21 protein-coding genes and 2 tRNA genes are annotated in these 21,663 nt (G+C 32.3%); 9 read left to right on the top strand and 14 right to left on the bottom strand.

Annotated features, from left to right (window positions below):
• Window positions 1-163 precede the first annotated feature (163 nt).
• Window positions 164-4,555 carry a translocation/assembly module TamB domain-containing protein gene (locus tag FNW52_RS12010; protein WP_255515586.1) on the bottom strand — a complete coding sequence of 1,464 codons (4,392 nt, stop codon included), beginning with the start codon at window positions 4,553-4,555 and terminating at the stop codon, window positions 164-166.
• A gap of 254 nt (window positions 4,556-4,809) precedes the next feature.
• Between FNW52_RS12010 and tsaD the strand changes: the two genes are divergently transcribed.
• The 9 genes from tsaD (at window position 4,810) to FNW52_RS11965 (ending at window position 14,010) form a co-directional block, all read left to right on the top strand.
• The gene (gene tsaD / locus FNW52_RS12005; RefSeq protein WP_143377713.1) at window positions 4,810-5,832 is read left to right on the top strand and encodes a tRNA (adenosine(37)-N6)-threonylcarbamoyltransferase complex transferase subunit TsaD; all 1,023 of its coding nucleotides are present in this window, start codon (window positions 4,810-4,812) and stop codon (window positions 5,830-5,832) included.
• Between the two features lie 3 nt (window positions 5,833-5,835).
• A complete protein-coding gene (locus FNW52_RS12000; RefSeq protein WP_143377712.1) occupies window positions 5,836-6,543 on the top strand; it encodes a 16S rRNA (uracil(1498)-N(3))-methyltransferase in 708 nt (235 codons plus the stop codon).
• Between the two features lie 78 nt (window positions 6,544-6,621).
• Window positions 6,622-7,260 (top strand): DUF4159 domain-containing protein, encoded by a 639-nt coding sequence (locus tag FNW52_RS11995; RefSeq protein ID WP_143377711.1) that lies wholly within the window; start codon window positions 6,622-6,624, stop codon window positions 7,258-7,260.
• Window positions 7,261-7,580: 320 nt separating this feature from the next.
• Window positions 7,581-8,531 (top strand): zinc metalloprotease, encoded by a 951-nt coding sequence (locus tag FNW52_RS11990; protein ID WP_143377710.1) that lies wholly within the window; start codon window positions 7,581-7,583, stop codon window positions 8,529-8,531.
• A 452-nt stretch (window positions 8,532-8,983) separates the two neighbouring features.
• Window positions 8,984-9,934 (top strand): zinc metalloprotease, encoded by a 951-nt coding sequence (locus tag FNW52_RS11985; protein WP_143377709.1) that lies wholly within the window; start codon window positions 8,984-8,986, stop codon window positions 9,932-9,934.
• Between the two features lie 203 nt (window positions 9,935-10,137).
• Window positions 10,138-11,091 carry a zinc metalloprotease gene (locus FNW52_RS11980; RefSeq protein ID WP_143377708.1) on the top strand — a complete coding sequence of 318 codons (954 nt, stop codon included), beginning with the start codon at window positions 10,138-10,140 and terminating at the stop codon, window positions 11,089-11,091.
• 75 nt (window positions 11,092-11,166) lie between these two features.
• Window positions 11,167-12,258 (top strand): AI-2E family transporter, encoded by a 1,092-nt coding sequence (locus FNW52_RS11975; RefSeq protein ID WP_143377707.1) that lies wholly within the window; start codon window positions 11,167-11,169, stop codon window positions 12,256-12,258.
• Window position 12,259: 1 nt separating this feature from the next.
• On the top strand, window positions 12,260-13,441 hold the full coding sequence (locus FNW52_RS11970; protein ID WP_143377706.1) for a class I SAM-dependent methyltransferase: 1,182 nt from the start codon (window positions 12,260-12,262) through the stop codon (window positions 13,439-13,441).
• A gap of 2 nt (window positions 13,442-13,443) precedes the next feature.
• A complete protein-coding gene (locus tag FNW52_RS11965; RefSeq protein ID WP_143377705.1) occupies window positions 13,444-14,010 on the top strand; it encodes a hypothetical protein in 567 nt (188 codons plus the stop codon).
• Between the two features lie 67 nt (window positions 14,011-14,077).
• Here FNW52_RS11965 and FNW52_RS11960 read toward each other — a convergent pair whose 3' ends face one another.
• From FNW52_RS11960 to FNW52_RS11900, 13 genes are all read right to left on the bottom strand, one after another.
• Window positions 14,078-14,257: a hypothetical protein gene (locus FNW52_RS11960; protein WP_143377704.1), complete on the bottom strand. Its 180-nt coding sequence runs from the start codon at window positions 14,255-14,257 to the stop codon at window positions 14,078-14,080.
• A gap of 462 nt (window positions 14,258-14,719) precedes the next feature.
• Window positions 14,720-15,373, bottom strand: a complete 654-nt coding sequence (locus FNW52_RS11955) for a M15 family metallopeptidase (protein WP_143377703.1) — start codon at window positions 15,371-15,373, stop codon at window positions 14,720-14,722.
• A 380-nt stretch (window positions 15,374-15,753) separates the two neighbouring features.
• Window positions 15,754-16,413, bottom strand: coding sequence for a formylmethanofuran dehydrogenase subunit E family protein (locus tag FNW52_RS11950; protein ID WP_143377702.1), 660 nt, complete (start codon window positions 16,411-16,413; stop codon window positions 15,754-15,756).
• Entirely contained in the window at window positions 16,410-17,120 is a 711-nt protein-coding gene (locus FNW52_RS11945; protein ID WP_143377701.1) for an aromatic aminobenezylarsenical efflux permease ArsG family transporter, read from the bottom strand. The genes FNW52_RS11950 and FNW52_RS11945 overlap by 4 nt, the downstream gene beginning before the upstream one ends.
• Window positions 17,121-17,122: 2 nt before the next feature.
• Window positions 17,123-17,527, bottom strand: coding sequence for a nitrophenyl compound nitroreductase subunit ArsF family protein (locus FNW52_RS11940; protein ID WP_221933395.1), 405 nt, complete (start codon window positions 17,525-17,527; stop codon window positions 17,123-17,125).
• A gap of 62 nt (window positions 17,528-17,589) precedes the next feature.
• The gene (locus FNW52_RS11935) at window positions 17,590-18,060 is read right to left on the bottom strand and encodes a rhodanese-like domain-containing protein (RefSeq protein ID WP_143377700.1); all 471 of its coding nucleotides are present in this window, start codon (window positions 18,058-18,060) and stop codon (window positions 17,590-17,592) included.
• A 15-nt stretch (window positions 18,061-18,075) separates the two neighbouring features.
• Window positions 18,076-18,540 carry a DinB family protein gene (locus FNW52_RS11930; protein WP_255515585.1) on the bottom strand — a complete coding sequence of 155 codons (465 nt, stop codon included), beginning with the start codon at window positions 18,538-18,540 and terminating at the stop codon, window positions 18,076-18,078.
• Window positions 18,537-19,511, bottom strand: a complete 975-nt coding sequence (locus FNW52_RS11925; RefSeq protein ID WP_143377699.1) for a permease — start codon at window positions 19,509-19,511, stop codon at window positions 18,537-18,539. The genes FNW52_RS11930 and FNW52_RS11925 overlap by 4 nt, the downstream gene beginning before the upstream one ends.
• A gap of 61 nt (window positions 19,512-19,572) precedes the next feature.
• On the bottom strand, window positions 19,573-19,974 hold the full coding sequence (locus FNW52_RS11920) for a rhodanese-like domain-containing protein (RefSeq protein WP_143377698.1): 402 nt from the start codon (window positions 19,972-19,974) through the stop codon (window positions 19,573-19,575).
• Between the two features lie 7 nt (window positions 19,975-19,981).
• Window positions 19,982-20,218: a thioredoxin family protein gene (locus FNW52_RS11915; protein WP_143377697.1), complete on the bottom strand. Its 237-nt coding sequence runs from the start codon at window positions 20,216-20,218 to the stop codon at window positions 19,982-19,984.
• Between the two features lie 105 nt (window positions 20,219-20,323).
• Entirely contained in the window at window positions 20,324-20,626 is a 303-nt protein-coding gene (locus tag FNW52_RS11910; protein ID WP_143377696.1) for a helix-turn-helix transcriptional regulator, read from the bottom strand.
• A 754-nt stretch (window positions 20,627-21,380) separates the two neighbouring features.
• Window positions 21,381-21,454, bottom strand: a tRNA-Arg gene (locus FNW52_RS11905).
• A gap of 133 nt (window positions 21,455-21,587) precedes the next feature.
• Window positions 21,588-21,661: transfer RNA gene (locus tag FNW52_RS11900), tRNA-Arg, on the bottom strand.
• Between the last annotated feature and the right edge of the window lie 2 nt (window positions 21,662-21,663).

Here is a 21,663-nt window from a genome sequence, read left to right as displayed (position 1 = left end):
TAAGTTATTGTACAGAAGGTACTATCCCGATAGTTATTTGCAATACTATTGATTTAGTAAAAAAAATGATGTCTATCCTAACAGCTTGGTTGACAAAACCTGTTAGGATGAAGTTTTCCCAACCGTCATTTCAACTTGTTGGAAAATTACAATTAGAATAATTTTAATCCTCTTCCGGGAGCACCCCGTCTTGATTTATTTTAGGCTTATCCGCTTTAGGACTTTTGGGTTTAGAAAAATTAATAAAATCTGGATTTAAATTAGAATCTGGATTCTCTGCATCCGTTTTTCCTTTAGTGGGTTTTGTTAATTTATTACTTTTAAACATCTTATCGACCAACTCCCTGAAAGTATCAAAATCGACTTCATAAATAAGTCCACCTCCTTGGGTATATCCTATTTCTTGACCAACATAGTTAATATCGTTTTCTTTATTGAATACGTGTAAATTAAAAGAACCATCCTCATTAACTCTATACTTAATATCAATATCGCCAACAACCGCAGATTCATTCACGCCTCCAAAAGGCACACCTATCTTTCCGTTTATAGTTATTCTTTCATTAACTTTAGAAGAAACAACAGCCTCAAATCTTCCATCCGTTTCTTTTCCGGGTCTTTTATCTGCCGTAACAACATTAAAATTCATCTCGAAAGTTTCATCGTTCGATTGCACAATATTACCTAACATCCCTGAGGCCGTTTCGTACAAACTTGACGCACCTACTTGATTAGTTCCATCTTTACTTAAAAAACTCCCTGTAGACAATAAATACAAAGCCTGAGTTTGACGCACATCTTTATCGGCTAATTCAGTTTCTAATTCTGATCTTAAAACACTGGTAACCGTTGGGAAATCAATCATAAAATCAGGCTCTGGTCTCGTTAAATCACCACGAATACCAATTACAACTTCAACGGGAACTTTTTTATTGACACTCGAACTCTCTAATAATAATGCTGGATTTGCCGATATTTTATAAACTGCTTCTAGATTTAATTGCGCTTTCAATGGGTTTCCTTCCCAAATAATCGATCCGCCTTTTTTCACCTTGAATTTCTTGTCAATTATCCCACCGTATTTAAAATTATAAGTCCCATCAAATGGCAAGAAATCGCCCCACATATTAAATTTACCTAAAGTGTTAATTTTAAACAGTAACGTTCCATTTCCTCTTCCTTTCATTCCATGCCCAGAATTTCTATCCAATATAACTTCAACCTCGGCATTTGGAGTTATTTCGAAATCAAACTCTAATTCTAGTCCATTGTATTTCTTTGTATTTTCAACAATACCTTTTTGCAAATTGAATTTCTCCTTAGGCGTTACAAAATGGATAAAACTGTTTTCGCTTACACTTTCTGCATTATTGATCGGAATTTTTACGGCTGTACCTTTTTCAGATTTTGCATCTACCTTTATAAACAGTGCATCCGTAGGCCCTTTAATGGTAGCTTTACCATCAATGAATGCCGTTCCAAAATAAGCAGCATCTTCACTGTCCTTGGTATCCAAAGCCAGAAACCTTTTTGAATTTACTGTCAAATCCAATTTCCAATCCGAAAAATTATTATGCTCCACAACCCCATTCAATGTTCCTGTGGTTTTATATTTTGTATCGGTAAGGGTAGTATTTCTGAATAAGAATTTTTCGCCGGTTAAATCAATAATGGTTTTATCATTCAATGCATAATCAACGTTTAGATATGGAATAGACAATCCCCCTTCATTCACATAAAGTCTTCCATTGATTTCAGGTTTTTTTATCGTACCTCCAATAGTTGTATTTCCAGAAACATATCCTCTAATATTAGATATCACATCTCCCCCTAAAGAACTTAAAGTAGCCAAATTAAAACGATCAAATTTCAGATTTAAATCAAACACAGTCGCTTCATCTTCTATTTCAAAACTTCCATCTGCATTAAAAGACTCAAAATTCTCGCTTTCAATTGATGAATATAAAGTGAACTTTTTTAAATCCTCATCTCCACGTATATCAAAATTTAAAATTCCCAACTCATGGTCATTCACTTTCAAATTATCTACCACAATTGAAGCGGTAGGCTCATAAATCTGTTTATTTTGCTTATAATTGACTTCCCCATTTAAATTACCAAATACAGTAAAACTTTCTTGTGCGGATACCCAATCATTTATATTAACGTCTTTAAAATGCAGCTTTAAATCTTTATAATCTTTTCCTTTAATAACTCCGTTAAATGTAATCTCCTGTTTTTTATTGGATAAAATAAAATCATCTAAACGAAATTCTTTTAATTCTTTATCAAATACCACTCTATTATTAGACAAATTCAATTCATTCAGAAACCACAAACTATTTTTTATTTTAATTTCTGATTTACTAAAACCAATCACATTTTTATTCTCCTTATCCATGGTATGGTACAAATCCAGATTAAAATTATCCTCTCCTTTTGTCCCTCCCTTAAATTCTGTACGAAAGAACAAAGTATCTTTTGAAGTAACATTGATCAAACTAAAATCACGAATTTTATACATCTTTGTTTTAATGCTGTCTAACTCGATATAGGCATTGTACAGCGGATTTTTATTGTCAATTGAAATTCTGACATTATCAAAAGTGTTTTCAGCCGCTTTGATCACAGGGGAATTAAAATTGAATTTAAAATCATTATTATCCGAATTAATACTTCCTTTTACTATTGTATTGGAACTAATTGAAACTTGAGGAAAAAACACTTCAACTATTTTACTATTAACAGAAAAATTAAATTTTAAAAACTGCCCTTTATTTACTTTTACAGGTCGATAATTAGTATAAAGACTTCCTAATGAATTAGAAACTAAATTCTTTAAATCCGAAAATTTATATTTACCCACCACTTCCCCGTCAGTAATATCGGGCGAATTGAATTTTATAGTTCTAACCCTTCCCGCATCAAACTTAGAATTGATATTAAAATCATTAAACTGATACGTATCTTTAGAATTGGTGTAGGTCGCATTATTCACATAAACATTACCTTCAATATCTTCAATTGAATTCCCTTGTGTATTAACAATTATATTTCCTTTAAAAAGAGAAATGCTATCATTTACAAACTTCAATTTACGCAATTCAGCTCTTTCTATATTGATATTAAAATCATGTTTACTGTCTTTTTTACTAAAATCGAGCAAACCATCAAAATTCAATTTTAAATTTGGATCGTTAACAGTAACATTTCCTTTGTACAATGGCAATTTAAAATTACCATTTAAAACGATGTTACTATAGGTGTACTTATTATAATCAAATTTTGAAACAGATCCTTTTAACGCGGTGTTCAAATATTTTTCGGAGAATCCTTTTCCATCAACATCTATATTCAAACTTACTTTAGACAAATCTTTATTATCCAAAAGGGTTCCAATATTAAAATCATTCAAAACAACATAACCTACATAAGCTGCTTTATTACTTTGATCCATGTCTTTAATCTTAAAATTAGATTTAACATGCCCCAAAGCGGTAGTCATAGCAAGATTAGATTTTATAGATGTAGTCGTTATCTGAGCATTCCCTACTATTGAAATGTCGCCTAATTTTTTTAATATAACCGGTAGTTGCTTCCCTAAAACATTGGGCAGGATACTAACTAAATCATCATAACTAGAATTTAGTTTATCAAACTTACCATTCATATAAAATTTTTGATCTTTATTCCCTAAAAGGTTTTTGAAATTAATAAAACCCTCCAATTCAGTCCCTCGATTGTCTTTTAGCTTTAAATCCAGTAGTTTTAGATTATTTAGAGGTCCTTTTATACGAGCTTTGATTTTAAAATATTGATATTTTCCTAACTCATTATAAAAATAACGAACATCATTAGACGCCAAAAGACCGGACTTAATTTTGAAATCAAAGTCAACTTTATCCGTAAAATAGGCAAAATCATCAATAACATAATTTAACGCTGCATCTCCTTTTATGCTCGATTCTTTAGTTTTAATTTCGAATTTTTCGAGTTTCATTTGTGTTTGGGTAAAACTATAGATCCCCGTTAGATTCTCAACATACAAACCTCTATGATCCAAAAAGGACATTTTTTTGATGTTTGCATAAACCTCAGGCCCATAAATTTTTAAATTTGTTACCGACATATTGAGCCTTGTAAAATCAACATCTTTTGGATTCTCTCTATTTTCATCCGTTAAAATGAAGCGACCATCTGTTAAATCTACTTTTGTGGCTTTTAACAAAAAGTGCTTTTTAGAAGGAGGAGCACCGGTTTCGAAAGCATCAACAAAATAATCAAGATTCGTTTTTTTTTCTTTTTTGTAGGTTTTTAAATTAAAGAGCACACCGTCCATGGCCAAATCTCCAAATAGCAAATCCCCATCTAAAAGTCTTTTAGCTCCCAAAATAGAAGTATTTATCCTTTTAGTATAGATCAAAGTATCCTTATGATGATCTAATATTATAACTTCTTTAAGCTTAACACCTCCAAATAATGTGAGTTGTACTTCCTCAATACCAATATGAATTCTGAAATCTTCATTGATGCTTTTAACGAAGTATTGTGCCACTCTTGTCTGAACACTAGGCAAAGTAAGGGCTATAAAAAGTACTAGTAAAAGTAATATTAGTCCAAGTAGCGTACGGAATATTATTTTCTTAATTTTTTTGATAGGGGTCGTTTTTAATTTATTTTTCCAAAACAACATTTTGTCTATGGAAATGATAATACCTTAAATAAAAAATCTTTAATTTTGGCATCGCTGTAAAAATACTATTTTTATAGTAAATCATCAAATTTAGTCCAAAATTCGTCCTTAAATATATGCAAAATTCCGAGGTCTTTATTCTTGCCATCGAAAGTTCATGTGATGATACTGCTGCAGCCATTTTACATAACGATAAAGTATTATCTAATGTTGTGGCTAATCAGTTAATTCACAATCAATACGGAGGTGTCGTTCCCGAGCTTGCTTCTAGGGCACATCAACAAAACATAGTTCCTGTTATAGATGCAGCGCTTAAAAAAGCAAACATTCAAAAAGAACAACTTTCTGCAATTGCTTTTACACAAGGTCCGGGACTTATGGGATCCCTTTTGGTTGGAAGTTCATTTGCCAAATCATTGGCTCTGGCTCTACAAATACCGCTTATTGCAGTAAATCACATGCACGCCCACATTTTGGCACATTTTATAGAAGAAGAGGGATTTGACAAACCTACTTTCCCGTTTTTGGCTTTGACCATTAGTGGAGGTCATACCCAAATTGTGAAGGTAAATAGTTTTTTTGACATGACTATTATAGGAGAAACTACAGATGATGCGGTTGGTGAAGCTTTTGACAAGAGTGCAAAAATACTGGGACTTCCCTATCCTGGCGGTCCTTTAGTTGACAAATATGCGCAACTTGGAAATCCCAAAGCATTTCCGTTTACAAAACCAAAAGTACCGGGATTAGATTTTAGTTTCTCCGGATTAAAAACAGCTATTTTATATTTTATACAAAAGAAAAAAATAGAGAATCCTAATTTTGTCGAAGAGAACTTAAATGATATTTGTGCTTCTATACAATATACCATTATTGAAATTTTGATGGATAAACTAAAAATGGCCGTCAAGGAAACCGGCATCAAACAAATTGCCATTGGTGGTGGCGTTTCTGCCAATTCCGGAATTCGAAACACATTAAAAGAAACCGAAAATAAATACGGTTGGAAAACATTTATCCCTAAATTTGAATACACCACCGATAATGCTGCAATGATTGGAATTGTAGGTTATCAAAAGTTTTTATCTGAAAAATTTGAAACAGCTGCAGTTATTTCTAAAGCACGAATACAATTTTAAATTATGCAATTATTTTACAATCCAACTATTACAGAAACAACTGAAACTTTTTCTTTTGACAAAGAAGAAAGCAAACATATCATTAAAGTTTTACGCAAAAAAGACACTGACATTTTATTTGTGACCAATGGTTTAGGGTTTTTATTTAAAACAGAAATCACATTGGCATCCGACAGTAAATGTACTGTTCAAATTTTATCATTTGAAAAAATGGAGCTTCCTAAGTACAAATTGCATTTAGCCGTAGCTCCAACTAAAATGAATGATCGTTACGAATGGTTTCTTGAAAAAGCTACCGAAATTGGTATTCACGAAATCACGCCAATTATTTGTGATCGCTCTGAAAGAAAAGTCATCAATGCCGAAAGATTTGATAAGATTATTTTATCGGCAATGAAACAATGCAACCAATTGCATCTTCCTATATTAAATCCTGCTGTAACATTCAAAGAATTCGTAAAACATAAAAACGAAGGCTTGCAATTAATAGCACATTGTGAAGAAACCGATAAAAAAACACTGAAATCGGTTTTAAAGCCTAATGAAAGCTACACTATTCTAATAGGTCCAGAAGGTGATTTTTCTGAAAAAGAAATTGCATTGGCATTAGAAAACAATTACACCCCTGTTTCATTAGGCAATACAAGATTGCGTACAGAAACAGCAGCTATTGTAGCTTGTCATAGCGTGGTATTTATAAACGAAAATTAGATTGTTAGATTTCTTATATTGCCATTGATATTGCCATTGCTATTGATATTGCCTTTTGCTTAAATTATTACCTATTAAATGAAAAAAATATATTTCCTTTTAGTATTTATTTCTGTTGCTTCCTATTCTCAGGAAATAGCGCTTGTAAAATACAGCGGAGGTGGTGATTGGTATGCTAACCCAACCTCTTTGCCTAATTTAATAAAGTTTTGCAATGCCAATATCAATACCAAAATCAAATCCAAACCAAGAACTGTAGAACCTAGCAGTCCAGACTTACTCTCTTACCCATTTGTTCACATGACTGGTCATGGGAATGTAGTTTTTAGTGATGCCGATGTAATTAACTTAAGAAACTATTTACTAGCGGGAGGTTTTCTTCATATAGATGATAATTACGGTATGGATCAATACATTAGAAAAGAAATAAAAAAAATATTCCCTAACAATAATTTAGTCGAAATTCCGTCAAGCCATATAATATTTCAAAAACCATTTTCCTTTACTAGTGGATTACCCAAAATCCATGAACATGACGGCAAAAGACCTCAAGCCTTTGGAATATTTATAGACTCAAAATTAGTTTTATTGTACACTTATGAGTGTGATCTCGGAGATGGCTGGGAAGATCCTGAAGTAAATAATGATCCGCTAGAAGTTCGTGAGAAAGCATTAAAAATGGGTGCAAACATTATTAATTACATCTTTACAAATTGATTTTAAATAAATAAAAAACTAAAAATCAGCTCTTTATTTATATTTTGTTTGAAATTATTATATTTATAAAGTAATTTAACAAGATAAAGCTTATAATAAAAATATTTTTTATTATTTAATTTTGATAAATTAGTAAAATTAACAAGTTTAAAACTACGTATAATCCCCTAAATTAGTATAGACCAAGTCAATAAAATCAGTAAAATTAAAAATTGATAAAAAAAATAATGTTAAATTAATTTTAAAAATCTATCGCTTTGTTATAAAATTGTAAAATAATTAACCAAACAAACTTTTTATTTAACAAAACCATTAGTGTTATGAAAAAATTAATTTTATCCGCAGCAGCTTGCTTAATGCTGTTTTCTTGTCAAAACGAACAGAACGAATCAACAAACGAGCCAGCAACTGCCGCTACTCAAAGAAAATGTGCCTCACAAGACGTACTTGAAGCACAATTAAAAGCAGACCCTACATTAGCAATCAGAATGAATGAAATCGAAGCATTTACCCAAAAAGCAATGCTTACCAAACGTTTAGTTAATGGTAAAATAGAGATTCCTGTGGTTGTAAATGTTTTGTACAGAACCACTGCTGAAAACATTTCTGCAACACAAATTCAGTCACAGATTGATGTATTAAACAAAGATTTCAATGCTTTAAATTCAGATTACAACTCGGTTCCAGCTTTGTTTTCTGGAGTAAAAGCTAATGTTGGCATTACATTTGTTTTGGATCAAGTAGTTCGTAAATCAACTACAAAAACTTCATGGGGAACTAATGATGCCATGAAAAAAACAAGCTCAGGAGGTCTTGCTCCTATTTCTCCGACTACAAAACTTAATTTATGGGTTTGTACTATTGGTGGAGGCATATTAGGTTATGCTCAATTTCCTGGAGGATCTTCTGCTACAGATGGTGTTGCTATCGATTCAAAATATGTTGGATTATCTGGAACAGCAAACGCACCTTACAATCTTGGAAGAACAGCTACTCACGAAGTGGGTCACTGGATGAATCTAAGACACATTTGGGGTGATGCCAATTGTGGCAGTGACTTAGTATCTGACACTCCAACTCATAATACGTCTAATTTTGGTGTTCCTGCATATCCACATTATAGCACCTGTACTGGTACACCTGTAGAAATGACTATGAATTATATGGATTACACAGATGATAGAGGTATGTACATGTTTTCAACAGGTCAAAAAAGCAGAATGTCTGCCATATTTTTATCAGGTGGATCAAGAGCATCTTTTAGACTATAATTTTTTTTATTTTGCATATAAAACTCACCGATATTGGTGAGTTTTTTTTTGTTTAAATCGTAGTTCCTACTATGCTTGATTTTACTTTTTTTAATAAAAAAAAATATATTTTATTATGAAGTAAATTCTAAACTTAAATGTATAAATAGTAACCTTTAATAGCAATCAAAAATTCAAAATCATCTCTGTAAATGATTTTGTTGAAATAAATTAATGCTATTAATCTTAATATTTTAACTTTTAAAAAACTATTAACAGTAAATTTACAGTAAATTTATACGAATTTAACCACTTTGTTTTTCAAACAACTGTTCATCAGCCCAGTAAACACGCAGTGTTAAAAAATTGTAAATAAAAAATATTAAATAATATTGTGTAATTACTCTTTTTGTTATAAAATTGCGACATAATTAACTAACCAAACTTTTTTATAACAAAAAAACCAATTATTTATGAAAAAATTAATTTTATCTGCAGCAGCAGTGTTATTGTTTTTCTCTTGTCAAAACGATCAAACAGATCTAACAAACACAGATACCTCTGCGGTTACAAAAAGAAATTGTGCTTCACAAGATGTTCTTGAAGCTCAATTAAAAGCCGATCCTTCATTGGCTATCAGAATGAATCAAATTGAAGCTTTTACAGAAAAAGCAATGCTTACAAAACGTTTAGTAAACGGAAAAGTAGTAATTCCAGTAGTAGTAAATGTATTGTACAGAACGGCAGCAGAAAATATTTCGGATGCACAAATACAATCACAAATTGATGTATTAAACAAAGATTTTACTGCAACAAATTCTGATTTTTCTAATACACCAGCTTTATTTTCAGGAGTAGCTGCAAATGTTGGTATCACTTTTGAACTAAAACAAATCATTAGAAAATCAACTACTAAAACTTCATGGGGTACTACTGACACTATGAAAAATGCAAAAAGAGGAGGTATTGCCCCTACATCTCCTACAACTAACCTTAACCTATGGGTTTGTACTATTGGTGGTGGTATCTTAGGTTATGCTCAATTCCCAGGTGGTTCTTCTGCTACTGATGGAGTTGCAATCGATTCTAAATATTTTGGATTATCTGGATCAGCAAATGCACCTTACAATCTTGGAAGAACAGCTACTCACGAAGTGGGTCACTGGATGAACTTAAGACACATTTGGGGAGACGCTAGCTGTGGTAGTGACTTAGTATCAGATACGCCAACACACAATGATGCCAATTATGGTGTTCCAGCTTATCCTCACTATAGCACCTGTTCAGGTACACCTGTAGAAATGACTATGAATTACATGGATTACACAGATGACAATGCAATGTTTATGTTTTCTACAGGACAAAAAAGCAGAATGTCTGCCATATTTGTTTCAGGTGGTGCAAGAGCTTCTTTTGGAATATAATTCAAATATTTTATTGAATATTAAACTCGCTACTTGTTAGCGAGTTTTTTTTTAGTTTTTATGGATTGTCAAACTCAAAAAAAAAAACATCTCATATAGTGTAGATACACAATTATTCTATTTATTTATATTATGACAGCAATAAATTGTAAATTGCATGATAATTAGCTGCTAATCAATTTTTTAAACGTAAAACTATTATTATGAGAAAAATTATTTTATCCGCAGTCGCATTTATAATGCTTTTTTCATGTCAAAATGATGAGAATCCCTCAGAAACACCATCAGCAGAGGCAATTACTGTTCGTAGTTGTGCAACACAAGAAGTCCTTGAAGCACAATTAAAAGCCGATCCCACATTAGCGTTGAGAATGAATCAAATTGAAGCTTTTACCCAAAAAGCAATGCTAACTAACCGTTTAGTAAACGGTAAAATCGTTATTCCTGTAGTTGTAAACGTATTGTATAGAACTGCTGAGGAAAATATCACTGATACCCAAATACAATCTCAAATTGATGTGCTAAACAAAGATTTTACGGCAACAAACTCTGATTTTGTGAACATTCCATTTGAATTCAAAGGGGTAGCGGCTAATATTGACATCACTTTTGAATTAGCAGGTACCGTAAGGAAATCTACCACTAAAACATCATGGGGCACAAGAGACGCCATGAAAAACTCAAAAAGAGGAGGTATAGACCCAACCACCCCAACTAAAACATTAAATATTTGGGCTTGTAAAATTGGAGGCGGAATTTTAGGATATGCCCAATTTCCCGGTGGTTCATTGGCAACTGATGGGGTTGTAATAGATTCTAAATATTTTGGACTCTCTGCTACTAACAGTTATCCCTATAATCTAGGAAGAACAGCAACCCACGAAATCGGACACTGGATGAATTTACGCCATATTTGGGGTGATTCTTCTTGCGGAAATGATTTGGTCTCTGATACGCCTGTGGCTAAAACCGCTAATTACGGTGTTCCGGTATATCCTTACGTAAGCTCGTGTCTTCCTGCTGGTCATAGTGAAATGACAATGAACTACATGGACTATACTGATGATCGGGGAATGTATATGTTTACTACTGGTCAACAATCAAGAATGACAGCTTTATTTGTAACTGGTGGTGCAAGATCAAGTTTCGGTATATAATATCTGAAATTTTTAGCTTTTAAAACTCGCTACTTGTTAGCGAGTTTTTTTATCTTTATAACCTAATATAACGATATGATTACATCCAAAATTTTAGCTAATGGAATATTGAGGGCAATTGGCACTTTAATTTTAACTTCATTACTACTTTACTTTTTATACCAAATTCAAAACGTACTAATTTATGTTTTAGTTTCATTAATACTAACTTTAATTGGCATCCCTGTTTTAGAATTTTTCAAGAAAAGACTAAAATTCAAACATACAATAGCAACAATTGTAGTTTTAACACTTTACATTTCAATTATTTTTGGATTTATGCTGCTGTTTATCCCATTGATTATATCACAAGGACAAAATTTATCTCTATTAAATACCGTCGAAATAGAAAAAAACAGTTTAGAGCTTATCAAGCAAATAAATACTTTTTTAGAGCACCATCATATAGACTCCAAGGAAGTTTTTAATGTAAAAAACTTTAAGTCAGCCATTAATTTTGATATAATCCCTAATTTTTTAAATTCAGTAATAGGGACAATTAGTAACTTCGGTATGGGGCTAGGATCTGTACTTTTTATTACCTTCTTCTTCCTTAAAGACAAATCACTGTTCTTAAATGGCGCCAAACTTCTCATCCCCGACTCTCACGAAGAAAAAATTTTAAATTCATTAGACAAAATAAATCTATTACTTTCTCGATATTTTATAGGTTTGCTGCTTCAACTATTCATAGTTTTTATATTATACACTATTGTTTTATCAATTTTCGGAATACCCAATGTATTTGTAATTGCCTTTTTATGCGCCGTTTTAAACATTATCCCTTATATTGGCCCCTTGATCGCTTCGATTTTAGCAGCCATTTTAACTATGATAAGTAATTTGGGATCTGATTTTCAGTCTGAAATATTACCAACGACCATTTATGTACTAATAGGCTTTTGGATCGTTCAACTAATAGACAATAACCTTTCGCAGCCCATTATTTTTTCTAAAAGTGTAAGTTCCCATCCCTTAGAAATTTTTCTGGTAATCTTGATTGCAGGATTCTCTTTTGGGATTTTGGGAATGATTATAGCGATTCCTTTATACACCATTATAAAAGTAATTTGCAAAGAATTTTTCCCTGACAATGAATTCATTCAACTCATAACTAAAAATATATAAATTGAATTTAGACATTCTAAATCCTAAAATACAGGAATTTATTAATTTAAACATTGGAGTTGCGATCTCAAAATTGGCACTTCAAAAAAATCCGTTTCCTACCGTAGAATGGGTTTCTATTTTAAATCAAATCGCAGCCAAGACAAAAGCAAAAGAAAAGCTTCCAACTTGGTTTTCGACCTCAAATATTATTTATCCCAGTAAAATTTCAGTTGAACAAACATCCTCCGAAAAAACGGCAGCATACAAAGCTTCTATCGTTTCTGGCGAAAATTTGATTGATTTAACAGGAGGCTTTGGCATTGATGATTACTATTTTTCGAAGAAAGCAAAAAAGGTTGTGCATTGCGAAATCAACACGGAACTCTCCGAAATCGTAAAACACAATTTTAAACAGTTAAATACAGAGAACATCACTTGCCATGCCGGAGATAGTCTAGCAACTTTAAACACTTTAGATCTAAAATGGGATTGGATATACATTGATCCTTCTAGAAGAAATGATGCCAAAGGCAAAGTGTTTATGCTTAAAGACTGCCAGCCTAATGTCCCGGAACATCTAGACCTATACTTTACTAAATCAGACGCTGTATTAGTAAAAACAGCTCCAATACTAGATATTACGGCTGGATTATCTGAATTGCAACATGTAAAAGCAATCCATATTGTTGCAGTAGACAATGAAGTAAAAGAATTACTTTGGGAGCTAAATAAAGGCTATATTGGAAACGTCAAAATTAAAACCATTTCTATAGCAAAAGAGAGAACCGAAACTTTTGATTTTATTTTAAATGAGTATTCCGAAATCCCAACATACAGTTTGCCACAAAAATACTTGTACGAACCTAATAGTTCGATAATGAAATCGGGGGGATTTGATGAAGTCGGTTCTTTTTATAAATTAAATAAACTCCACAAACACTCTCATCTGTATACCTCCGACAATCTAATTTCGTTTCCAGGAAGAATTTTTAAAATTGAAAACTCCATTGTATACAGTAAAATTGAAATGAAACTGTTTTTAGAAAATCAAAAAGCAAACGTAACGACAAGGAATTTTCCTGAAACTGTTGAAAACATAAGAAAAAAATGGAAAATTAAAGAAGGAGGAAACCTATATTGTTTTTTTACAACAGATGAAAATAACAATAAAATTGTCTTAATTTGCAGCAAACAAAAATAAAAATGAAATACACACTGATCCTAATTCTTAGCTTTTTAAGCTTTACTCTATTTGCCCAAAAACCATGTGAATACACTGCAAATGTTAGCGACTCTATTGGGACCTATAAATCGACTACCGAATATTTAATAAGTGAAAAGATTTTCGCAGGGAATTCAAATTATATTTTCTACTCATTGGCCTTAACCGATGGTTTACCAACCCTTAATGTTCAATTCATACAAAAAAGCAAAGATTTTATGAAAGTAAATTGCTTTGACAAAGATTCAAGAATTTACCTTCAATTACAAAATGGCAAAATAGTTACCCTGGTGCATGTTGATCAAGATAATTGTGGCACGATGATTAGGGACGACAAAGGATATGATAATAGAGTTAAATCAGGAATTTTCATGTTTCAAAAAGACAATTATGAAGATTTAAAAATATCTCCAGTGTCTATCATGCGAATTAAATACTCTACAGATAATGTAGATTACGTTTTTAAGAAAGAATTTACGTCAGAACTGGATGGAAAAGTGTACCGTCCCGAAACTTATTTTATCGATAACATTCGTTGCATCCAATAAGTATAGAAGTTCATTACTATAAAAAGCATTTCCAAATGGATCCAATCTCCTTTTGAAAATGCTTTTTTTATGCCAAATAAACATCCTGATTATCGGTATTCCTTTCTGCATTAATCACGTAATTTTTCACATTCCGTACTACTAAAGGAACTAGTACACCAACAACAACCACTTCAACAAATGTAATTCCCGATTTATTTTCTGGTCCTATACATTTAAAAAAACTATCCTGTAATATTCTTTTCATCTAACGATTAATATATTTTTTTCAATTTTATAAATAAAATTCAAGACGCTATTTATTTTATCGATAAACATCTTTTAACATCACTTCATTCGTTTAAAAAAACAATTTTTTGTCACGTCTATTCCCTTTATAAAAAATCAAAAAATTGAATTTAAAAGTACTTTTCAATAATTACTTACACATTCAATATGGGGGTTAATTTATTCTAACTTTAAATCATTGCTATTAAATGATTTAAAGCGCGAAAGTAAATATATTATTCAATTAAATCACAATATTATCGACGAAATGCATATATTAACACTATTTTAAAGTACATACTTACATATATCGCAATATACATGCTACTAAGTACTTAGCTATTTTTACTTTTGATGCAAAAAAAATCAAAAAAAATTATAACTCATTCAAAATTAGAGAATAAAAAAAGTATTGAAAGAATAGCGCAATTCGTATTGAATATTAGTTACAATCCCATTTGACATTGGAGACTTTATCATTCAAAGCTGCTCTTAAATTATAATGCCACCACTCCGAATCAAAAGAATTAAAATTTTCTTTTTCCATATATTTTCTCAAAAACTTTCTGTTATTTTTAATTTCTTTCGAGAAATTTGGATAATTATGACTGGCTTCTATTCCAAAATAATCGAAAGCAGTTCCCATATCCAATTCTTTACCATTCAAATCTACAAGCGTAATATCTACAGCTCCGCCTCTATTGTGAATAGAACCTTTGCTCGGATTGGCAACATATTTTGGATTTGGCACAATAGCCCACATTTTTTTTTGAATATCGAGTGGTCTATAACAATCGAATAGTTTTATTTTAAAACCTTTCTTCAACAATCTTTCATTGGCAAGAATCAACGCTTTGACCGTTTTATAACGCAAATAGCATTCGGCACAATCATAAACTTTAGCTTTTAGAAAATTATCCTCAGTGGCATATTTCATATCATATACAAAATCTGAGCTATACTCTTTTAAACTCACAAAAGTAGTATCATCGACCACATTTAAGCGTTCTGAGGTACTCGCTACGGTTTGTGAATTACACTTTACTACATATAAAAGAAAAAGGAGAACCAATAAAGGTTTTGAGTTAGGAATCATGTCAAATAAATTTTCATAAAAATAGGAAAATTTAAAAGGGAAAGGAAAGTATTTACAACAAAAAACGACACTTTAAATAGTATCGTTTTTTGTGAACTCCTTGTCACAAAATTCGAACCTTTTGTTAGAATATTTGAAACTACTAGCCGACTGTTTTAAAATGTAAAGGTAGTGAAAGAAAGCATTCCAACGTATTTAAAAAACTACAAAACTATATAAAAAAAACTGATAATCAGTTGACTATAAAACATCAACCCAATTAATATCAAGAGCTACTATTCTCAAACCAATTATAAAACTTATAGTGCTGTCTTGTTTTAAGAAGACAAAGTATAGAATTGCAGGAAAGAAGACTGCTCTTATGGTATGTGTATAATGTTCTATTTTACTTTCCGATTGATTGTGAAGCTATTTTTATTGATTGTATCTGTTTTTGTAAAGTTGTTTTGTAGTTGAGATTTCCAAGTGAAGTCGAAAATTTCTTCAATAATAAAATCATCCGCAGGATTACTTTCTACCATTTTTTTAGAAAATGCTTCTTCCTGTTCTCGTAGTTCTTCAAGCTCACAAGCATTTAGTTTTTTGTTATTGGCCAGGTTTCCTAATCGGTCAATTTCGGTTGGTTTTATTCCCGGTTGTAATTTCACACCAAATGACTTTCCATCGCTTATTCGTTGTATAATATAACTGTAATTGATGCTATCGGAAACAAAGAAGGTATTGAATTGGTATCTTCCACCAGTGAGATAAATAGCCACATCAGTAAGGCAAGGGGAAGATTTACTGATGATTCGGGTATTGCTTCTATCAATCAAACCATCGGGATATAATTTATACAAAGCTTCTTTCGCTCCCAAAAAACCCACTACCAAACCATCACATAAATGACCGAGTAATTTTGCTACATCATTTAAAGTAATGGTTTGTTTGTTATTTAAACTTCCTTTAGAGAAATTGGTATCCAAGACCTCCATCGATAGATTTTGTGCCCTTGCAAATTGGATTGCCAACAGCAGTATTATTTTCAAGAAGTTCGTCATCCTATAATTTTAAGATAAATATTGATATAATACAATCCTGCAATTATGAATGTAAGTCCGGCAACGACGCGCATCACTTTCTCCACTTTTTGAATGGCTTTAAAATATTTGCCCAATTTTTCGATACTGAAAGCGATGATGAACGCAAAAACCAGCACCGGCAAACCGGTTCCTAATGAAAATACAACCGGTATAGCCAACCCAGCGGCTGAAGAAAGCGTCACTGGAATCAGCATTCCGAAAAACAAAGCACCGCTATAAGGACAAAATGCCAATGCAAACAGCGCCCCCAAAAGAAAGGAACCTAAAAGCCCTTTGTCCTTGAATTTTTCGGAAAGCTTATCCGTCATATTCCCATTAGAGAGAAAATTCAATTTGATTACATCGAGCATTATTAAACCAATAATAATCATTACCGGACCAATAAATTTTTCGCCATTTCCCTGAAATAATTTCGCCAGTTGGAATTTACTCAAGCCGAAATAAATTAATGCTCCAATGGCAGTATAGGAAAACATCCTGCCGAAAGTGTACAGTAATCCGCTTAGTATTACTTTGGATTTGCTATTGATTGTTTTGGCAATATATGCCGTTGCTGTTATGTTAGTTGCTAACGGGCACGGGCTAACGGCAGTCAATAATCCCAATGCAAAAGCGGCCAGAAGCGGTAGTTCGCTGTTTTGTGCCAGTTGAGTTAACCACTCCATATTTATTTGAAAGATTCGATTTTTATTTTCAATTCTTTGATAAATTTATCTTTATCGCCCGCATTCATAAAAGCCATATCGGACAAATCTTGTTTCTTTTTAGTTTTTGGATTGTAAAGAAATAAAGCTGTTCCCGCAGCTTCAAATTGTGCTGCTAATTTTTCATTTTTCTTGTCATCAACATTTACTAATGAGAAAGGAATTGAAGGATAACTTTTTAAAGTTTCTCTTGTAAGGACTTCAATTTTATTGCACGTCATACAACGATGTTCCGAATGAAATTGAATGATTTCAATAGTTGCTTTTGTGTTTGCAACTGTTGCTTTTTTTGTTTGTGCGTTTCCATTATAAGAAACCAATAGCAACATAAGCGTTGCAAAAACGGATGTTAAAATATTTCTTTTCATTGTCTTTTAATTTTTTATTGATCTTAGTTTATTTAAAACGTAATTCTGATTGTTAATTGGCTTTATTTACATTTACCGGCAGCCTTTTCATCGCATCCTTTTTTAGAAGAACAACACAATTTTTTGCTGACTGTTTTTGTTGCCGTTGTTTTAATTGGCAAATTGGATTCTTCCCAGGCATTCATTCCGCCTTCCATATTGGCCATATTTGTAAACCCTTTTTGTTTCAAAAGGTCAAATGCTTTTTTACTTCTATTTCCAGATTGACAAACTAAAATAACTTGTTTGTTTTTAGGAATAGTATTTATTTTACTTTCAATACTGTCTAACGGAATGTTGATTACATTTTTGACATCATAAGCTTGTTCTGTGATTTCTTCCGGATCTCTGACATCGACCAATACAACATCCCCTTTTAGAAGCTCGGTTATTTCCTTTACAGTAAATGTTTCTTTAGGGCTTTTAAAATTTGAGTTGCAAGACACCAGAAATAAACTTGCGATTGTTGTAATTGTAAAAATTAGTTTGTTCATTTTATTTATTTGATTTTAGTATGTTCCGTATTTATTGATAATAGCCATTTGTCCTGCATGATAAGCGGTATGTGGCACTATTCTGCCAAAGGCTTCTGCTTTGGTTTTTGTGCCAAATTCTTTGGTGGTAACTGCTGTTTCCCAATCTTGATCGGTTTGTTTTTCCACGATGGCTTTTAAAGCTTCAAAGGAATACACCACATATTCTTTCAACTCTTGAAGATTTGTCCATTCGCCTGTATCCCGTTTCTCTATAACCGTTTTAGCGACTACTTTTACATTGGTATCACCAAATACATTTTTGGCAAAAAGCAGTTCTACATCGCCAATATGACGAATTAGAAAACCGACTGAGTTTGGAGAAGTGCCTAATTTTTTCAGTAAATCCTGTTCAGTAATATTTGCGATTTGATTGGTAAACCTTGTTCTGGATTCTATCCAAAGTTCAAGGAAAAGTTGTGTTTTTGTTTTCATTTTCATAGGATTGCATTAAATAAATAACCTGATAAAATCATAAAGAAGCCAATAGTTCCAAAGTAAACAGCAATTAATTTCCAGTTCATCACTTTTTTCAAAAGCATTGCTTCCGGTAATGACAAACCAATAACCCCCATCATAAATGCGATTGCAGTTCCAAGAGGAACACCTTTGGCAACCAACACTTGTATGACTGGAATAACTCCTGCCGCATTGCTGTACATTGGTATACCTAAAATTACAGCAATTGGCACTGCAAAAGGATTTTCTTTGCTGATGTAAGCTTCAAAAAAGCCAGTTGGAATAAACCCGTGCATCAAGCCACCAATAGCAATACCGATGATGATATACGGTGCAACTCCTTTAACAATAGTGTAGGCTTCTTTTAAAATTCCTGGAAAACGTTGTGCTAGTGTTAGTTTTTCTTCTTCCAGTTCTTCTTCGGTTTGCGCATTGGCAATAATGTTTTGTACCCAAGGGGAAAGGTGTTTTTCCAACTTTAATTTACCCAGAGTAAAACCACCAATAATACCTAACACTATTCCTGTCACTACATAAATGGCTGTTATTTTAAATCCAAAAGTTCCTAAAAATATAGCAATTGCCACTTCGTTAACCAATGGAGCAGTTATAAGATAAGTAAATGTAATCCCAAGCGGAATTCCTCCTTTCACAAAGCCAATGAATAAAGGAACAGAAGAGCAAGAACAAAATGGCGTGATAACTCCAAAAGTGGAAGCAAACAGATATTCTAAACCGTAGAGTTTATTGCGGCTTAAAAAATTACGTACTTTATCCACCGGAAAATAGGAGTTTACAATTCCCATTACCGTCGTTATTACAAAAAGTAATAAAGCAATTTTCAAGGTATCAAATACGAAGAAATTTAAAGCGTCTCCTAATTTTGTATGTTGCTCAATTGCAAAAAGGGAATATATCAGCCAATCGGCAAAATATTGAAGCCAGTCAAACATAATGATCTATTTTAGATTAACAACATTTACTTCCATCAGATTTAGGAGTACTATCACAACACTATTGTCCAGATGAAGAAGCGGTTGTTCCGCAACATCCACTGTCTTGTGTATTTTCTAAAAATGATGCTGTATCGCCTTTGGTTGAAAACCCTTTCTGCGCCCAACGAATCATTCCGTGCTTCATATTTACTACTTTTTCATAGCCGTGATTTATTAAAAATCCTGCAGCTCTTAAACTTCTTCCGCCACTTTTACAAACCATCACGACTTCTTTGTCTTTAGAAATTTCTATGAACCGTTCTTCAAATTGTGTTAGTGGAATGTGTATTATATTAGGCACATCATAAGACAGTTCGGCTACTTCATCTGCCTCTCGAACATCTACTAACAATGCTCCGTTTGCTACCCATTGTTGCGTTGTTGTTGGGCAAATTTCTTTTACTAATGTTTGATTTTCCATTGCTTTATTATTTTAAGAATTCTTTAATTTCATCTATTTGAGCAATTCTACCTTTTACTTTTATAACTTCATCAACTAGTAATACAGGAGTAGTTAGCACATTGTATTTCATCATTTCTTCGATGTCTTCAATTTTGATTATTTCTACTTCTATACCTAATTGTTTCACTGCTTCTTCAACATTATGAAACGTTGTTTTACATTTTGGACAACCCGGTCCTAATACTTTAATTGTTTTACTCATGATATACTATTTTAATTTTGGAAATCGTGAACCTTGCGGTTGCATTTTTCTTTGTTTTTAGTTATTCGGTATTCGTAGAACTACGAATATTGTGATCAAATTTTTTTACTTTAGTAAGTCGTTCATTAATCTTTTTGCAATTATCCAATTCTCACGGTTGATGCAGTATTTTACGGTAGGAGGTGTAATAGTTCCTTGAATTAGACCGGCGTCTTTAAGTTCATTTAGGTGTTGTGATAGTGTTGATTTAGCAATAGGTAACTCCTCTGCCATATCTCCGTGAAAACAACATGATTGAGAATTAAGCAATTGTAAAATGGCTATTCTCACAGGATGCCCTAATGCTTTTGCATATCTAGCTAAATCTGTCTGCTGGTCTGTAAAATAATCTTTTTTAGTCTTTTCCATTTTGATTTCTTATTCTGTTCGTAAAATTACGAATAATAATGATTGAAAAATTATTTTAGCACAATTTTATTTTCACTAAACCACTCTGCACTGAAAGCGTGGAGGTTTGTTTTACGAGGGACTTTCAATGAACCAACTGATAATTGCTCGCGTTATCCAGAGTTTGGGAGTTGCAGGTTTATTTACAATGGCTTTTCTCAAAAAAGACAGCACCCATTTGTCGCTTTATACAAATTCAAAAAAGCTAGCCAGTTACAATTTAATTTGAGCAGTTAATTTTATACACATAAGATACATGGATATGTAAGATCTAAGAAAATATGCGATAGAATAATTTATCGAAACGCATGAATCCACCTCTTTTAATGGTTCTAATTTAAAATGTAAATTGTTTTTTTAAATTACTTTTTTTTTATAAAAACATGGCTTTATTTGCTCTTTTATAAAAAAAACGAGTTTGTTTTTAATTATAAAAAAACTACAAATCAGTCAATTAACAAATGTTCGAATCCCATTACCCATCATGCCAGTACATGTCGAACCAAATATAAGAAATGAAATAAATTAAAAGATAAGGTATTGATTGTCGATCGATTAAATGCAAACATATAAATTGTAGTGATTTAACTTAGAAATGTAATTCTAAATATTAAAAAATTCACTTCTTATTCATAAACCACGTAAATAGCTGTAATTCAACAATATAAAAATAAAAAACCGCCCAATTATATAAAAATATATTTGATCGGTTTTGTGAAGGCAGAAGGATTCGAACCTTCGACCGCCTGCTTAGAAGGCAGGTGCTCTATCCAGCTGAGCTATGCCTCCATTATTTTATTCTGTTTTATTCCTTAACCATCATCCGTCCCGATTAAAAATCGTAATGCTCTATCGATCTGAGACATGGCATTTTAGCATTTGTTATAAAAGAAAAACCCACTGAAATCAGTGGGTTTCCCTGTGAAGGCAGAAGGATTCGAACCTTCGACCGCCTGCTTAGAAGGCAGGTGCTCTATCCAGCTGAGCTATGCCTCCAT

Origin of the sequence: Flavobacterium sp. ZT3R18, assembly GCF_007097385.1 — a bacterium.
Lineage (GTDB): Bacteria > Bacteroidota > Bacteroidia > Flavobacteriales > Flavobacteriaceae > Flavobacterium.
Note: the sequence above shows the minus strand (reverse complement) of the source record. Positions and strands in the feature narration are given on the sequence as shown.

Excerpts from the sequence above, each read along its gene's own strand:
- FNW52_RS11945 (WP_143377701.1), bottom strand. The coding sequence starts at position 17,120 with ATGGAGTGGTTAACTCAACTGGCACAAAACAGCGAACTACCGCTTCTG.
- FNW52_RS11955 (WP_143377703.1), bottom strand. The coding sequence starts at position 15,373 with ATGATTCCTAACTCAAAACCTTTATTGGTTCTCCTTTTTCTTTTATAT.
- FNW52_RS11915 (WP_143377697.1), bottom strand. The coding sequence starts at position 20,218 with ATGAGTAAAACAATTAAAGTATTAGGACCGGGTTGTCCAAAATGTAAA.
- FNW52_RS11990 (WP_143377710.1), top strand. The coding sequence starts at position 7,581 with ATGAAAAAATTAATTTTATCCGCAGCAGCTTGCTTAATGCTGTTTTCT.
- FNW52_RS11975 (WP_143377707.1), top strand. The coding sequence starts at position 11,167 with ATGATTACATCCAAAATTTTAGCTAATGGAATATTGAGGGCAATTGGC.
- FNW52_RS11965 (WP_143377705.1), top strand. The coding sequence starts at position 13,444 with ATGAAATACACACTGATCCTAATTCTTAGCTTTTTAAGCTTTACTCTA.
- FNW52_RS11925 (WP_143377699.1), bottom strand. The coding sequence starts at position 19,511 with ATGTTTGACTGGCTTCAATATTTTGCCGATTGGCTGATATATTCCCTT.
- FNW52_RS11920 (WP_143377698.1), bottom strand. The coding sequence starts at position 19,974 with ATGGAAAATCAAACATTAGTAAAAGAAATTTGCCCAACAACAACGCAA.
- FNW52_RS11960 (WP_143377704.1), bottom strand. The coding sequence starts at position 14,257 with ATGAAAAGAATATTACAGGATAGTTTTTTTAAATGTATAGGACCAGAA.
- FNW52_RS11910 (WP_143377696.1), bottom strand. The coding sequence starts at position 20,626 with ATGGAAAAGACTAAAAAAGATTATTTTACAGACCAGCAGACAGATTTA.
- FNW52_RS11930 (WP_255515585.1), bottom strand. The coding sequence starts at position 18,540 with ATGAAAATGAAAACAAAAACACAACTTTTCCTTGAACTTTGGATAGAA.
- FNW52_RS11980 (WP_143377708.1), top strand. The coding sequence starts at position 10,138 with ATGAGAAAAATTATTTTATCCGCAGTCGCATTTATAATGCTTTTTTCA.
- FNW52_RS11985 (WP_143377709.1), top strand. The coding sequence starts at position 8,984 with ATGAAAAAATTAATTTTATCTGCAGCAGCAGTGTTATTGTTTTTCTCT.
- tsaD (WP_143377713.1), top strand. The coding sequence starts at position 4,810 with ATGCAAAATTCCGAGGTCTTTATTCTTGCCATCGAAAGTTCATGTGAT.
- FNW52_RS11940 (WP_221933395.1), bottom strand. The coding sequence starts at position 17,527 with ATGAAAAGAAATATTTTAACATCCGTTTTTGCAACGCTTATGTTGCTA.
- FNW52_RS11995 (WP_143377711.1), top strand. The coding sequence starts at position 6,622 with ATGAAAAAAATATATTTCCTTTTAGTATTTATTTCTGTTGCTTCCTAT.
- FNW52_RS12000 (WP_143377712.1), top strand. The coding sequence starts at position 5,836 with ATGCAATTATTTTACAATCCAACTATTACAGAAACAACTGAAACTTTT.
- FNW52_RS11935 (WP_143377700.1), bottom strand. The coding sequence starts at position 18,060 with ATGAACAAACTAATTTTTACAATTACAACAATCGCAAGTTTATTTCTG.
- FNW52_RS11950 (WP_143377702.1), bottom strand. The coding sequence starts at position 16,413 with ATGACGAACTTCTTGAAAATAATACTGCTGTTGGCAATCCAATTTGCA.